At 62.0% G+C, this 14385-nt stretch carries 14 protein-coding genes; 8 read left to right on the forward strand and 6 right to left on the reverse strand.

Features of this window, described 5'->3' with window-relative positions:
• Nucleotides 1–77: 77 nt before the first annotated feature.
• The 3 genes from J7U39_RS14970 to J7U39_RS14980 all read right to left on the reverse strand — a co-directional run bounded on the left by J7U39_RS14970 (nt 78) and on the right by J7U39_RS14980 (nt 1525).
• Nucleotides 78–722 carry a hypothetical protein gene (locus J7U39_RS14970; RefSeq protein ID WP_210628895.1) on the reverse strand — a complete coding sequence of 215 codons (645 nt, stop codon included), beginning with the start codon at nt 720–722 and terminating at the stop codon, nt 78–80.
• Nucleotides 723–848: 126 nt separating this feature from the next.
• Nucleotides 849–1199 (reverse strand): antibiotic biosynthesis monooxygenase, encoded by a 351-nt coding sequence (locus J7U39_RS14975; RefSeq protein ID WP_210628896.1) that lies wholly within the window; start codon nt 1197–1199, stop codon nt 849–851.
• Nucleotides 1196–1525 carry an NIPSNAP family protein gene (locus J7U39_RS14980; RefSeq protein ID WP_210628897.1) on the reverse strand — a complete coding sequence of 110 codons (330 nt, stop codon included), beginning with the start codon at nt 1523–1525 and terminating at the stop codon, nt 1196–1198. Before J7U39_RS14980 ends, J7U39_RS14975 begins: the two co-directional genes overlap by 4 nt.
• Nucleotides 1526–1594: 69 nt before the next feature.
• On the opposite strand from J7U39_RS14980, the gene J7U39_RS14985 reads away from it, so the two are divergent.
• Nucleotides 1595–2278, forward strand: coding sequence for a metalloregulator ArsR/SmtB family transcription factor (locus tag J7U39_RS14985; protein ID WP_210628898.1), 684 nt, complete (start codon nt 1595–1597; stop codon nt 2276–2278).
• Nucleotides 2279–2481: 203 nt separating this feature from the next.
• Here the strand turns inward: J7U39_RS14985 and J7U39_RS14990 are convergent, their stop codons facing one another.
• Complete coding sequence (locus J7U39_RS14990) at nt 2482–2706, reverse strand: hypothetical protein (protein ID WP_210628899.1); 225 nt, start codon at nt 2704–2706, stop codon at nt 2482–2484.
• A 323-nt stretch (nt 2707–3029) separates the two neighbouring features.
• Nucleotides 3030–6551: an autotransporter domain-containing protein gene (locus tag J7U39_RS14995; RefSeq protein ID WP_210628900.1), complete on the reverse strand. Its 3522-nt coding sequence runs from the start codon at nt 6549–6551 to the stop codon at nt 3030–3032.
• Between the two features lie 203 nt (nt 6552–6754).
• On the opposite strand from J7U39_RS14995, the gene J7U39_RS15000 reads away from it, so the two are divergent.
• The 5 genes from J7U39_RS15000 (at nt 6755) to J7U39_RS15020 (ending at nt 10107) form a co-directional block, all read left to right on the forward strand.
• Nucleotides 6755–7669: a MarR family transcriptional regulator gene (locus J7U39_RS15000; protein WP_210628901.1), complete on the forward strand. Its 915-nt coding sequence runs from the start codon at nt 6755–6757 to the stop codon at nt 7667–7669.
• 135 nt (nt 7670–7804) lie between these two features.
• Entirely contained in the window at nt 7805–8380 is a 576-nt protein-coding gene (locus J7U39_RS15005; RefSeq protein ID WP_210628902.1) for a hypothetical protein, read from the forward strand.
• 52 nt (nt 8381–8432) lie between these two features.
• Nucleotides 8433–8777, forward strand: a complete 345-nt coding sequence (locus J7U39_RS15010) for a hypothetical protein (protein WP_210628903.1) — start codon at nt 8433–8435, stop codon at nt 8775–8777.
• Between the two features lie 9 nt (nt 8778–8786).
• Nucleotides 8787–9230, forward strand: coding sequence for a hypothetical protein (locus J7U39_RS15015; protein WP_210628904.1), 444 nt, complete (start codon nt 8787–8789; stop codon nt 9228–9230).
• 187 nt (nt 9231–9417) lie between these two features.
• Nucleotides 9418–10107, forward strand: coding sequence for an HAD family hydrolase (locus J7U39_RS15020; RefSeq protein ID WP_210628905.1), 690 nt, complete (start codon nt 9418–9420; stop codon nt 10105–10107).
• Between the two features lie 625 nt (nt 10108–10732).
• Here J7U39_RS15020 and J7U39_RS15025 read toward each other — a convergent pair.
• Nucleotides 10733–11380 carry a hypothetical protein gene (locus tag J7U39_RS15025; RefSeq protein ID WP_210631687.1) on the reverse strand — a complete coding sequence of 216 codons (648 nt, stop codon included), beginning with the start codon at nt 11378–11380 and terminating at the stop codon, nt 10733–10735.
• A 263-nt stretch (nt 11381–11643) separates the two neighbouring features.
• On the opposite strand from J7U39_RS15025, the gene thrC reads away from it, so the two are divergent.
• Together thrC and J7U39_RS15035 are read left to right on the forward strand one after the other, a co-directional pair.
• Complete coding sequence (gene thrC / locus J7U39_RS15030) at nt 11644–13068, forward strand: threonine synthase (protein ID WP_210628906.1); 1425 nt, start codon at nt 11644–11646, stop codon at nt 13066–13068.
• 3 nt (nt 13069–13071) lie between these two features.
• Nucleotides 13072–14367, forward strand: a complete 1296-nt coding sequence (locus tag J7U39_RS15035; protein WP_210628907.1) for a pitrilysin family protein — start codon at nt 13072–13074, stop codon at nt 14365–14367.
• Nucleotides 14368–14385 lie beyond the last annotated feature (18 nt).

Below are 14385 nucleotides of genomic sequence, written 5' to 3' on the forward strand. Positions count from 1 at the left end.
TTATTGTGGCGGGCAATCGGGTAACGGTCCGAGAGCGGCGCCATGAGGCGATTGTTTTAATCGTTTGCTTGAAAAGCTTATCTCTGTTGAGACTGGAGGGGCACCGAATGAGGAGTACCTTTTGGTTTCTCGGTCAGGGCGATGCAGAATGCCTGCCGGGGTGCAGCGTCCATCATTGAGACATAAACATCGAAAGGCGGAATGATTTTCAATTTGATTGCAAGCTGGACACAGTCCCCAGTGTTCTTGTTGCTTTTCAAGCAAGCATCCACGCGCCTGTAATCTCCTATCACTTTGTTATCCCAAAAGTGCCTGGGAATAATTTGGTCCACCCCAAGACCATGATCTTTGAGAGCGTTACTTACTCCAGCGTCTTTCCAGGCGTATAGCCTGAGTGCTGTAACCTGATCCTCGAAATTCTGCACGATATTCTCCCTCATGGGAAAATACGACGGCGGCACAAGAATTCCCAAAGGCACTAGCCGATCCGCAAGCGAGGCCAAAGCTTCTGAATTTCCCTGGCGCGCTTCATGCCAAACGATTTTCCATGCTTCTGCGCAATTGCCCTTGCGGATCAGATTAAATGCTTGCTTCTCAAGGGCTGGCTGCTCATCAGCCGTCTGGGCAAAAACTGCAATTGGCGTAAGAGCAGCGGCTAAAGCAAATACCGTAAAGACTGCTCGAATGAGGCAAGAGCGCGAACAATTTTTTCTATCATCCATTCGAGATTTGCGCCTTCAATGCAACTTGAGCCTTACATTTCGAAGATATCCGACAGCATTGCAAGTAAAAGCGAGAAAACCTGTTTCAGACGAAAACGGGCGGAGCTCTACCACTTCTCGCCGTCCTCACACCGCATCATGAACCCTGCGGCTGTCGGCCGGCGCCTCGCCGCGTTCGAACATGCCGTAGTCGCGCAGGACACTGGCGATGCGCAGGCGGTAATCGGCGAAGATGCCGCCGCGGCCCGCCTGCTGGGCGGACCGATGGGCCTCACGGTTGCGCCATTCCTTCACCGCCGCCTCGTCGCGGAAGAAGGAGAGCGACAGCAGCTTGCCGCGGTTGGTCAGGCTTTCGAAACGTTCGATCGAGATGAAGCCGTCGATGGTTTCGAGTTCGGCACGCAGCTCGCCGGCGAGATCGAGATATTTGTGGCGCTCGCCCATATAGGGCACGACTTCGAAGATGACGGCGATCATGGCAGCACCAGCTTTGCGTGGGGAGCAGAGACGTTTTTCAGGAAGACGCGATCCTCCTTCAGGATAAAGCGTTCGCGACGGGCGAACTCGTAATTCTCGCGGCCGAGCGGGTCGGCGGCCAGCCGGGCGCGGTAGGCTTCGTAGGCGGCGAGGCTTTCGATATTGTAGACGCCGTAAGCCGTCGTCGCCGACCCTTCATGCGGGGCGAAATAGCCGATCAGGTCGGCGCCATTCCTCGGGATCGCCTGGCCCCAGTTGCGGGCATACTCAGTGAAGACGTCCTTCTTGAAGGGGTCGATCTCATAGCGGATGAAGCAGGTGATCATCGGGTTCTCCTTTGTGCTTCCCCGTTTTCGCACATTGCCGGACGAAGATGCTTCGGTTACGATCGAACTATGAAGGAAGGACCAGACATTGCCCAGATCGGCGCGCTGATCGGCGATCCTGCGCGGGCCAACATGCTGGCGGCGCTGACCGGTGGGCGGGCGCTGACGGCGACCGAGCTTGCCGGCGTTGGCGGCATCACGCTGCAGACGGCAAGCGCGCATCTGGCCAAACTCGAAGCCGGCGGGCTGCTGAGCCAGCGCAAGCAGGGGCGCCACCGCTATTTCACGCTGGCCGACGAGGCCGCCGCCCGGCTGATCGAAAGCATGATGGGTTTTGCCGCCGGGCGCGGGCATCTGCGCCACCAGCCAGGGCCGAAGGAGCCGGCGCTGCGCAAGGCGCGCATCTGCTACGATCATCTGGCCGGCGATTATGGCGTGCGCATGCTCGACAGCCTGATTGCATCAGGCGCGATCGAGGCGGTCGGAGAGGGTCTGGCGCTGACGGAAAAGGGCGAGAGCGATCTCGCCCGCATCGGCATCGACGTCGGCAATCTCAAATCCTCGCGCCGCCCGCTCTGCCGCTCCTGCCTCGACTGGAGCGAAAGACGAGCGCATCTGGCGGGCAGCCTCGGCAAGGCGCTGCTGTCGAGCTTCCTTGACAGGGGCTGGGCGAGGCGCACCGCCGAAAGCCGCTCGATCCTCTTTACACCGGAAGGCGACCGGCAATTTCTATTGCTTTTTCCGGCTGGATAGACGGGTGCAGATCTGCAAAACCCTGCCAGCGTAAAGGCGCAGGTGATGAATGCGCCGAACCGACCGTCGGGCATATCCGTCACTCGCCTCGCTTGATTGCCACCCCTGCGCCCCCGCTCCAGTCGAGGCATGTTCGCATTCGGCACGAGCGCGGGCTCCCATCCGGCGTCCTTTGCTGGCACGCGAAGCCGTTTGCGGCTTCATCACCCCTGGCAGCCTTTCTTCCTCATCTTCTTTTCGATCTTTGCCTTCCTTTCGACGCCATCGTCGGCATGTTTTCCGCCGGTCAAACCATGATCCATCATCGCCTGCAGCTGTGCACAGCTTCTGTGATTGTGGTGCTTTCCGCCCTTGGCGGCGGCATCGGATGTGAAGGCCAATAGCAGCGCTGCGGCGGCCGCTGATGGAACAAGAGCTGACAGCCTCATGGTCCCTCTCCTCTTGTCGCCCAAATTAGGATCAAGCCCTTGAATTGGCAATGCTGCTCGTGTCGCGCCGCCACAGAAGCGCGTTGCAAATTTCTTCGCCGCTGGCCGATCGCGATCGGATAGAAAAAGTCGGGGGATTATCCGAGCGAGGCTTAGGAGAGAAACAGTGAGGTTTAACCGACGTTCGCCAAGCAGCTATCCATCCGCTCCGGATGCGAAAGCGCCTCGCTAGAACAGGATGATCTAAGGCCGGGTGGGCCTTAGATTTTAATCCTCAAACAGTTAGAGCATGATTTCCTCCGAAAATCGCTCACACTCATGCTCTAGAATCTCACGTCCAACCGGGCATTGGCGCTGTGGCGGTTGAGGCCACCGCCGAATTCTCCTCGGTACGACAGGGAAGCGACCGCTGCCTCCGTCAGCTGCAACGTCACGGATCCGCCCGCAACGACGCTGTTTTCGGCATTGCGCAGCCCTCTCACGACGAAACTGCCGCCATTTTCGAATGCCAGAGCGGCGAGCGGCGTATCCTGATCGGCAATCCGTCTCCAGGCGACATCAAAACCAGTGGTGACACTCTTTCCGGCGATCGAAGCCTGTCGTTTCGTCCGTAGCCCCACAGTCGTCGCAAACAGATCTTCGCGTGCGCTCTCGCCCGAAAGGGAGGCTGCGCCGCCGTCCTCGTGGAAGCTGTCGCGCTGGCCGATTGCATAGTCCAGTCTGCCGAACGGGGTCACAATCAGGTCACGGGAGAGGCCGAAATCGTATGACGCCTCCGCGAAAATCTGGGCGGTGCTGCCGTGATAACTTGCCGTCTGACTGTCGGAAAAACCGTCAAAGGCGATGTCGCGGCGCGTTTCGATGTCGTGCCAGCTGTTCGACGCCCCGAATCTGACCTGCAGTCCGTCGAACCGCTGCGCGGCATAGAGGCCAAGATGCACGCTGTCGATATTGGCCGTGGAGCCGAGGTCGGGGATCTCGAAAGAGGATTGACCGACGCCTGCGAACACGCCGATCGAACGATCGTCGATCACCCAGTCGACGCCATAGAGCGCGCCGCCGCGCGCTGTCGTCGCGCTCGAGGCGTTTCCGTCACCCTTCAGCCAGGCGACATTGCCATAGGCGCTCGTCCATGCCTTGCCGCCGGTCGCAAACGCCTCGTCCAGCCGGTCATAAACCGCGTTGCGCACGTCATCGGCTTCGCTGAAAAGGCCATTTTGCACCGATGCGTGGATTTCGCCGGAGAGCTGGTCGAATGCATCCCTTGCTTCTGCCCTGTCGCTATAAAGGATCGCATTGTAGAGCGCGAGGCTACTGGAGCCGCTCGTCTGATCGAGGAAGTCGAGGCCATAAGCCGACTGTTGCTGATTATACGTGAGGGCGGCGCTCGGAAACAGAGAACCGGGGCTCAGCACGGTACGCAGGATCAAGGTTACGTCGGTGGCGGAATAGCTGAGGAAAGACTTCAGGAAGGCCGAATCGATCTCCAGATCGCCGAAGGTGCCCGAGACGGCGCCGGCAGAGACGATCGTGTAGGACTGGCCGTTGACGTAGCTGACGGCGGGATCCCAAAGGATTGTCCGAACCTCGGTGCCGTTCAGGAAGGCGGTACCGGTGACGTTCACCCTGTCGCTCAGCCCGGTGCTGCCGATCTCGACTTCGAACACGCTGCTTGGATCGAAGTTCAGATCTCCGGCGACCGTCAGGGTACCAATCGAATTTCCGGGAGCAAGGACGCTGTTTGCTGCAAGCGTGGTCGTGCCGACGCTTCCCGTTCCCTGAAGTCTTGCGCCGGAACCGACGTTGACTGCGCCAGCCAGGCTGCCATTGACCGACAGCGTGCCGTCAAGCACATCCGTGTCGCCGGTATAGCTGCTGTTTCCAGTCAGGTGAAAGAGGCCATCGCCAGTCTTGACGAGACTGCCATCGCCGGTGATCGACCCGGCGAAAGTGGTTGAACTGTCGTCGCCGCCGACCGTGAGTGTCGCCGTGTTAAAAAGGTTCACATCTCCGCCCGACGAACCGCCGCCGGCGAGCGAGCCGATGGTTTCGGAGGTGGCGACGTCGAGCCCGGTTCCGGCAAGATCAGTAATGGTCACGCCCGCTCCGTCGGCCAATGCATTGCCGTTCTGGATGAATAACCGCCCCTGGTCGATCACCGTATCGCCGGAACGCGTGTTGTTGCCGGAAAGGGTCAGTGTCCCCGCGCCAGTCTTGGTCAGCCGTCCGGTACCCGACACGTTGCCGGCGAAGGTCACAGCATAGCCGTTCGTGTTCACGGTGCCACCGGCGCCTCCGATGACCACACCCCGGGCGGCTGGAGACGCAACAGTGCCGAATGTCTGCAACGTCGCGCCGTCGAGGGTCACGGTATTGGTGGCGCTGCCATCACCGAGAGATGCGGATGAGGACACGAAGAGGGTTCCTCCCAGCACATTCATCGCGCCGGAGAAATTGTTGGGTCCAAATAGCCCAAAAGTGCCGGCGCCCGATTTGGTAACGGAGCCGCTGCCGGATATGACGCCGCTGAACGTCCCGCTCGCGCCGGAAGCGCCAAGGGACAGGCTGGCACTGCCGAGCAGAATGTCGCCGCCGCCGGAAAGGCTCGCAATAGCCTGGTTGAAGCCGCCCATATCCAATTGGGTGCCGTTATTCATGAAGAGTCCGGACGAGGTGGAAAGCGCGTTTGCCGACATCAACTGCAATTTGCCGGCTGAGATGGTCGTTGCACCGGTATAGGACTGCTGGCTGCTGAGCGTGAAGGTGCCGGTGCCGGCTTTGGTCAGGCCGCCGTCACCTGATATAACTCCGTCGAAAGTGGTCGAGCTATTGTCAGCTCCAACGGAAAGAACGGCGTTGCCGGCGACGTCGACACTCCCACTACCGGTTAGTGCATCGACAGCTTCACTTGTCTTGATAGTCAACGTCCCGTCGACATTGATGTCCGCAAGCCCCCCGAACACCTTGCCGCCATCGGCCGTTAGTGTCGCGCCGGAAAGCACGTCGATCGACAGGGCCCCTTGCGAGACGCCCGACCATAGGAAGTCCCCGGAAATCGTCAGCCCGCGGTTGGCGACGATGCCACCTGAATAATTTCCGGATCCTATCGAGAGGCTTTCAGTCGTGCCGATCAGGCCTGCGCCGTACAGGCTGTTGATGGAGGCGTCATACATTCTAAGGTCGAAGAGCGATCCTGAGGACAAGCGAAGCGCATCGAGGGTTGAAAGATTTGCTGCGGTGGCGGCATCGAGAATGTTTAGCGTCCGGTTGGCGGAGAGCGCGACTTCGCCGACGCCGAGGAACCTGCCCTGCCAGTTTCCGCCCCGGCTGAAGGTCACACTGTTTGCGCCGTCAATCGTTCCATCGAATGTGAAGTCTCGGATCTCAAGATTAGCATTGTCGAGGCGGATGGTGCCGCTGCCGGCAAGAGAGGCTATCCAATCGCTGTGCGTCCCGAGGTCGATGGTTGCGCCGGATGCAACAGTTGTCGTGGTGGCGCGGAGCAGTGCTCCTTGACCGTCCCCCGGGACCAGCAGCGTGCCGGAATCGACATACACGTCCTGGCTTGAGCCCGAGAAGAAGTTATCCGCAAGCGTGACGGTGCCTGTGTCGCCGGCGCCGCCGAAATGAAGTTCCGCGCCCCTCCCGGCCCGATAAAGCCTGAGATTCAGATCACTGCCGGCAATGGCGGAGAAACGCACAACGGCGCCGTCCATAATATCCATTTCCGGCACCAGACTGACGGTTCCGGCCCCCACGGATCTGATCCATCCACCCGTCGACATGTCGACCTGATCCGTTCCCAACTCGCCGCCGTTGCTGATCTCGACATAGGAATCGAGCAAGGGATCGCTTTGCGCGGTAACGGCTGAAAGAGAGAGTGTAATAAATGCTGAACCGGCAACGGCGAAGTGAACTGAGATACGGCCCTGTGCTTTCATCAAAATCAACTTTATTGAAGAAAATTAAACGCAGAGGCTGTATAAACCGCCTCCCGCCATTGGCAGAGTCTAAACTTTGCATTGATCAGTAAGCAGACGAAAGAAACATGAGCGAGACACGCCTCTATGCCGGAGTGAATGACTTCGCCGCGGACACTCTGTGGGTCGAGGCGGCCCGCTTGATGCGCCATCCCTCCTATAGCGTCGCGGTGCTGTCCTATTGCGAGGCAATGATTGCACGCGTGCCGAAGGTGTTGCCGGCGAACAAGCTTTTTGCCCAGAAGCAGCGCTATCTCGTTTCCTTCGTGCTGATTTGTCTTTACATTCAGTGGCTTCAAGCGCGTGGCCCAGCGCCATCGCTTGCCCTTCTTCAGCGCGCTGCACCCGGCAGCCCGCGCCAGATCGCCGATTTCATCGGCGGGCTGCGTGACCGGGGCCTTGTCACCGCGATGTCACTGGAGACGGATCGCCGTACGCAAATCCTGAAGCCGGGTCTGGCATTGATGCGGGAAATCGCACACTCGCCATTGGCCATTTTGAGATCCTTCGAGCTCCTGGCGCCGCCTCTGCCCATCCGCCCGGACGAACTCGCCCAGGACGAGGACGTGCTGGCGCGCTGGCTGGCGCTCTCCGCGGAACGTTATGCGTTGAAGGACGACCTATTCGGCCCATTTCCGGCCATCGTGCGCCACAGCGAAAGAGATGCCGGCCACCTCGTTTTCTGCGCCGTCATCGCCGAGGCGCTGCGCGAGCGCCCGGCCGACGCGAAGGTCCCCGCAAGCCTGACTTATCGAGCGCTTGCGGAGCGCTTCGGCGTGTCCCGTCAGCATATCAGCAACATCCTCGACGAAGCCGCTGAGAAGGGCTGGTATTGCGTCTCCGCGGGGGGCGAACTCGCCTCGATGCCCGATGGGACGCTCCTTCAGTTCGAGACCTGGGTGGCCGGACAGATGGTCCATTACAGCCGCCTGACGGCGCTGATCGGCGGCAAAAAAGTCGAAGCCGCCGCGCCGAACGATTAAATCGGCCTAAGGTCCGAGGCCTTGTCCGACTGAGTGCCTAGATCAGGAACAGCCGGGTAAAACCGTCGTTTGTCAAACAGTCGTCCATCCACTCCGGATGCGACGGCAACTGACAAACAATCGGAGGAATATCCTATGATGAAGGTAACACATCTGGCATTGGCAGCGGCCCTTCTGGCCGGCACGGCGGCTTCCGGCTTTGCGCAGTCTTCGAGCACAGTCGGCACCGGCGGTTCGACGGCGGGCGGCGGAACTGCGAGCAGCACCGTCGGTACTGGTGGCAGCTCTGCCGGGGGCACCTGCCCGGCTGGTGCGACCAACTGCAATTCCGGTTCGTCCTCGACGCTCGGCACCGGCGGCTCGTCGGCTGGCGGCGGGACGTCGAGCAGCACGGTCGGTACCGGCGGCTCGGCCGCGGGCTCGGGCTCTGGATCCGGTTCCGCCTCTACGCTTGGCACCGGTGGCTCGTCGGCCGGCGGCGGCACGTCCAGCAGCAGCGTGGGCACCGGCGGTTCCGCCGCAGGTTCGGGCGATGCAAATTCGGCCTCGAGTGTCGGAACCGGCGCTTCGTCGGCGGATGGAGACAAGACCGGCAGCACCGTCGGCACCGGCAGCAGCGCGGCAGGCAGCTCGCACGACAACAAGGGCAAGAAAGGCTGCGCGCCTGGCCAGGTCAAGAAGGGTGCCGCCGGCACCGAGGATTGCAAATGATGATCCCGGCCGGCGCCTTCCGGGCGCCGGCCAAACTCTTGGAGAGAAACCAATGACCCGGTTTTCCACAATCGCACTGGCCGCTTCGCTCATTGTGATCGCCGGCCCGACAATGTCGGAAGAGATCAAGCTCGACGACGGGACGACGTGCACGATCGTCCAATCCCAGGCGGGAGACACGTCAACCACCGTCACGGCCGGCAACGGGCACGTGTCCTCGTCGACCACGACAGGCAGCGGTTCGACCGGCTCCACTTCGTCATCCGCCTCGGCGGGCTCCTCGGCTGGATCGGGAAGCGTCGACAGCTTTTCGACGGCAAGCGTGACCCGGCCGGACGGCACCGTCATCACGAAACGGTCCGATGGAACCTGCTCCATCACCAAGCCGAACAAATAGGAGATGGCAATGAAACCTATCAACTTTATCGCCGCCGCCTCGATCGCGCTCCTCGCATCGAGCCCGGCCGCCCTTGCGGAGGAGTGTAATGCGGCCGGAACCGTCGGCACGGCGGGAAGCGCTTCGGCCGGAGGCACATCCGCCAGCTCGGTCGGAACGGCGGGCGCCTGCCAGACCGATGGCGGCACGACATCGTCGATCGGATCTGGCGGAAGTGCGGCCACGGTCGACGGAAAGGCGCAAAGCAAGACTCATATCAACGATAATGGCGACAAGCTGAAGGCGCAGACCAAGGCCCAGGCCGTCGACAAGGGCACGTTCAGCAAGTCCCGCACCAAGACCAGCACGGACGGCAGCTCGCTCGACAGCACGACTCGTACGATGTCGCATGTTCCGGGCGAAAAGCCGGTGAAAAGCACCACCACTCAGAAGATCATTCTGCCGGAACAATAATTGCCCGGGGCTCGCCGCTTGAACTTCGACGAGCCCTGCCCCTCCAGTATCACCATTGAGCAGCGACCACGGAGCCGGTCGCTTGCCGCATCGCAGCCATGCTTGAGATCAGGTTGAGCTTTGCCCGGTGATCGTGTAAAGCCGCAGCATCCCCGCACAAGACCAGATTTCCAGCAAGGCGTGAACAATGGACGGCTTCGATCTCATCATCTTCGACTGCGACGGTGTCCTCGTCGATTCCGAAATCATCGCGGCCGAAGTCGAATCCGCACTGCTGACGGAGGCCGGATATCCGATCGGCGTCGAGGAAATGGGCGAGCGTTTCGCCGGCATGACCTGGCACAACATCCTGCTGCAGGTCGAGCGCGAGGCCAGCATCCCGCTTTCGGCCTCGCTGCTGGATAAATCCGAGCAGCTGCTCGACCTCAGGCTGGCGAATGACGTCAAGGCGATCCCGGGCGTCGAATTCGCCGTCTCCAGGCTACCGATGAAGCGCTGCATCTGCTCGAATTCGAGCACGAAGCGGCTCGACATGATGCTCGGCAAGGTCGGCCTGAAGCCGCTGTTTGCGCCCAACGTCTTCTCCGCCAAGGATCTCGGCGCCGACCGCGTCAAGCCGAAGCCGGATATCTTCCTGCACGGAGCAAGCCGCATGGGCGTCTCTCCCGACCAGACGGTCGTGGTCGAGGATTCCGTCCACGGCGTGCACGCCGCCCGCGCCGCCGGCATGCGCGTCATCGGCTTCACCGGCGCCTCGCACAGCTACCCCGCCCATGCCGACAAACTCACCGATGCCGGCGCCGAGACGGTGATCTCACGCATGAACGACCTGCCGGGCGTGGTTGCCGCGCTGGCGGCGTGGGAAGGCGTGCTCTAGGCCTGGACCATTTCGCTCGGCTGCTGCCGATGCGGTCGCGGCACTACCTCTCCTCCGCGCCGGCGGGGCTTATGCATCCCGGCACCACCTCTCCTCCGTCATCCCAGGGCTTGACCCTGGGATCTTTACTGTGGGCAATTAATTGAAGCCGAGTGCCTGGCTGTGGATCCCAGGGTCAAGCCCTGGGATGACGGAGTGTGGGGTTGGCGTTCTCGCCAAACGCGCCGGCGGCGCAGCTTGTGAAGTGCCGCTGTTGCCGAAGCTCGTGCGGCGCCGCATCTGGTGTCGCTTCATGTGGCTGCTGAGGCGATGTACCCAGACACCACCTCTCTTGCGCGCCGACGGGGCCTATGCACCCCGGCACTGCCTCTCTCCCGCGCAGATGGGATTATGGGTCACGGCACCACCTCTCCTCCGTCATCCCAGGGCTTGACCCTGGGATCCATGCGGCTGGCACTGCGTGAGGAGCGGCGACATTTCCCCGTGGGCAAGCAATTGAGGCCGAGTGCCGGTCGTGGATCCCAGAGTCAAGCCCTGAAATGACGGTGTGAGCGTGGCAATGGCTGAGATTGCGGCTATGTCCTCTCGGCATCCAACGGATATCCCGAGCATGACAAAGGCAGGCCTAGCTGCTCTTCTTCGTCTTCGCCGGCTGGGTGTCGAAGCCGACGTTGACGCGCACCAGGGCGCCGGCGCCGACCGGCATCTTGATGCCTTCCTTGCGGAAGATGACCTGCGTGCCCGGCGAGCCCGCCGGGATTTCGGTCGGGAACTTGGTGACTTCGGAGTAGAGCACGTTCTCGCCGTCGAGGACGCTGACGCGGATCGGCAGCGTCACCGGGCCGGGAGCGCCCGCCGGCCCGGTGATGAGGCGCAGTTGGGCGACGACGGTCATCGTCAGGTTGGTATCGTTCAGCATGCACTGGCGGGTGTAATCGCCGAAGGAGGCCTGGACGGCGATCTGCTGCGGATCGTCCTTCTTGCCCTTGGCGTAAGTGCGGAAGATCGCATCCTGATCGCGCATGAAGATCTGCGGGCAGGCGCCCTGGACGACCGGGGCGACGGTGCCCTGCGCAGTCGTGGCCGTGCCGATCGACGGATTGTTGGACGACGGATTGGCGGGCGCCAGTGGCATGATCTGGGCATTGCCGTTCGGCTGGGCGGGCGCTGCCTCCGGTTTGCTGTCGCCGCCTATGCCGAGCGAATTGCAGCCGGCGAGCAGGGCGACAAGAGAAGCGGAGACGATGAGACGCGAGACCTTGCCGAGCACGATATTCCACCCCTTGCACAAGCGTTTCTTGGAGGCCCCATGTCTTTTGCGTGAGGCCTTTCACGACGGTTGGCGATGGTCTATATCAGCGGCTCAAACAAAAATCGATTGGGTACGCGCCGTTTTGATGCACTTTTCGCCGCCGGATGCGGGCAACTTCGACAAGATAACGGCGATCATATGTCGGCAGGGCCGCACCTTCTCGGTTTCCGGCGAAGCAGGCCACGGCCGCGCCCGGCCGGATTTTCTCCAGCGATAGATCAAGGATGACGAACGTGGACTATATCTCGACCCGCGGCGAGGCCCCTTCCCTCGGCTTTTGCGACGCCCTCTTGACGGGGCTGGCGCGCGACGGCGGGCTCTATGTTCCGCGTGAATGGCCGCACTTCTCCAAGAAGGAGATCCGGGCGCTCCGGGGCAAGAGCTATCAGGAGATCGCCTTCACCATTCTCTCGCCCTTCACCAATGGCGAGATCCCCGAGGCGACCTTCCGGGCAATGATCGACGAGGCCTACGGCACCTTCCGCCATCCGGCGATCGCGCCGCTCGTCCAGACCGGGCCGAACAGCTTCGTCATGGAGCTGTTCCACGGCACGACGCTTGCCTTCAAGGACGTGGCGATGCAGCTGCTCGCCCGGCTGATGGATTATGCGCTGGAAAAGCGCGGCGAGCGGGCGACGATCGTCGGCGCCACCTCCGGCGATACCGGCGGCGCGGCGATCGACGCCTTTGCCGGCCGCGAGCGCACCGACATCTTCATCCTCTTCCCGCACGGCAAGGTCTCGCCGGTGCAGCAGCGGCAGATGACCACTTCGACGTCTTCGAATGTGCATGCGCTCGCCGTCGAAGGCAATTTCGACGACTGCCAGAACCTGGTGAAGGCGATGTTCAACGACGCGGCCTTCCGCGACAGGGTCCGTCTCTCCGGCGTCAACTCGATCAACTGGGCCCGCATCATGGCCCAGATCGTCTATTATTTCACGACGGCGGTGGCGCTCGGCGGGCCGGACCGGAAGGTCTCGTTCACGGTGCCCACGGGCAATTTCGGCGACATCTTCGCCGGCTACTGCGCCAAGCGCATGGGCCTGCCGATCGACCGGCTCGTCATCGCCACCAACGAGAACGACATTCTCACCCGCACGCTGAAGACCGGCCGCTACGACATGAAGGCAGTCAAGGCGACGAGTTCGCCGTCGATGGATATCCAGATCTCGTCGAACTTCGAGCGGCTGCTGTTCGAAGCCTATGGGCGCGATGCCTCGAAGGTGCGCGCCGCGATGGAAAGCCTCAAGCAATCCAACGGCTTCGAGATCGGCGCGCAAGCGCTGAAGGCGATCCGCCGCGATTTCCGCGCCGGCCGCGCCAGTGAGCGGCAGGTGGCCGAGACGATCCGCAAGACCCATGCCGAGACCGGTTATCTGCTCGATCCGCATTCGGCGATCGGCGTCTTCGTGGCGAAGAAGAAGGAAAAGGCGAATACGCCGATGGTGACGCTTGCGACCGCGCATCCGGCGAAATTCCCCGTCGCCGTAAAATCGGCCAGCGGTATTGACCCGGCGCTTCCGACGTGGCTTGCTGGTCTGATGCAAAGGGAGGAGCGCTTCCAGATCATCAAACCGGAGCTGAAAGCCGTTGAAACCTTTATCGGCCAGCACGCCCGCAGCGAGACGACAGCAGGCGCAGAAAGATAGCCAATGACAGTTGAGTGCACCCGGCTCAAATCCGGGCTGACAGTAGTCACAGAAACCATGCCGCACCTGGAAAGCGTTGCGCTCGGAGTCTGGATCAAATCGGGATCGCGCAACGAGACGGAAGACGAGCACGGCATCGCCCACCTGCTCGAACACATGGCCTTCAAGGGCACGGCGCGCCGCACGGCCCGCCAGATCGCCGAAGAGATCGAGGATGTCGGCGGCGAGGTCAACGCCGCCACCTCGACCGAGACGACCTCCTATTATGCCCGGGTGCTGAAGGACCACGTGCCGCTCGCCGTCGACATCCTCGCCGACATCCTGACGGAATCGGCCTTCGAGGAGGAGGAGCTGGAGCGTGAGAAGCAGGTGATCCTGCAGGAGATCAACGCCGCCAACGATACCCCCGACGACGTCGTGTTCGACCGTTTCTCCGAGGCCGCCTATCGTGACCAGACGCTCGGACGCGCCATTCTCGGCACGCCGGAGACCGTCGTCTCCTTCACGCCGCAGCAGATCCGCACCTATCTCGGCCGCAACTATACGACCGATCGGATGTTCGTGGTCGCCACCGGCGCCGTCGACCACCAGGAATTCCTGCGCATGGTCGAGCAGCGTTTCGCCAGCCTGCCGACGCAGCCTTCGGCGCCGCCGGTGATGGAAGCGGCGCGTTATATCGGCGGCAGCGTGCGCGAGCCGCGCGACCTGATGGACGCGCAGATCCTGCTTGGTTTCGAGGGCAAGCCCTACCACGCCCGCGACTTCTACTGCTCGCAGATCCTCGCCAATATCCTCGGCGGCGGCATGTCCTCCAGGCTGTTCCAGGAAGTGCGCGAGTTCCGCGGCCTCTGTTATTCCGTCTACGCCTTCCACTGGGGCTTTTCCGATACCGGCATCTTCGGCATTCATGCCGCTACCGGCGGCGAAAACCTGCCGGAGCTGGTGCCTGTGATCATCGACGAGCTGCACAAGTCGGCCAGCGAGATCCACCAGAAGGAGATCGAACGCGCCCGCGCCCAGATCCGCGCCCAGCTGCTGATGGGCCAGGAGAGCCCGGCCGCCCGCGCCGGCCAGATCGCACGGCAGATGATGCTCTACGGCCGGCCGATCTCCAATCCGGAGATGATGGAACGGCTGGAGGGCATCACCATCGAGCGGCTGACCGACCTCGCCGGCCGGCTGTTCTACGATACGGTGCCGACGCTTTCGGCAATCGGGCCGCTGGAACAGCTCGCGCCGATGGAAGACATCATCGCCTCGCTTTCGGTCCCGGCGCCGAAGACGATGCAGGCCAGCTGAGCCGACGTCCGTCTGCCG

Origin of the sequence: Rhizobium sp. NLR16a, assembly GCF_017948245.1 — a bacterium.
Classification (GTDB): Bacteria; Pseudomonadota; Alphaproteobacteria; order Rhizobiales; family Rhizobiaceae; genus Rhizobium.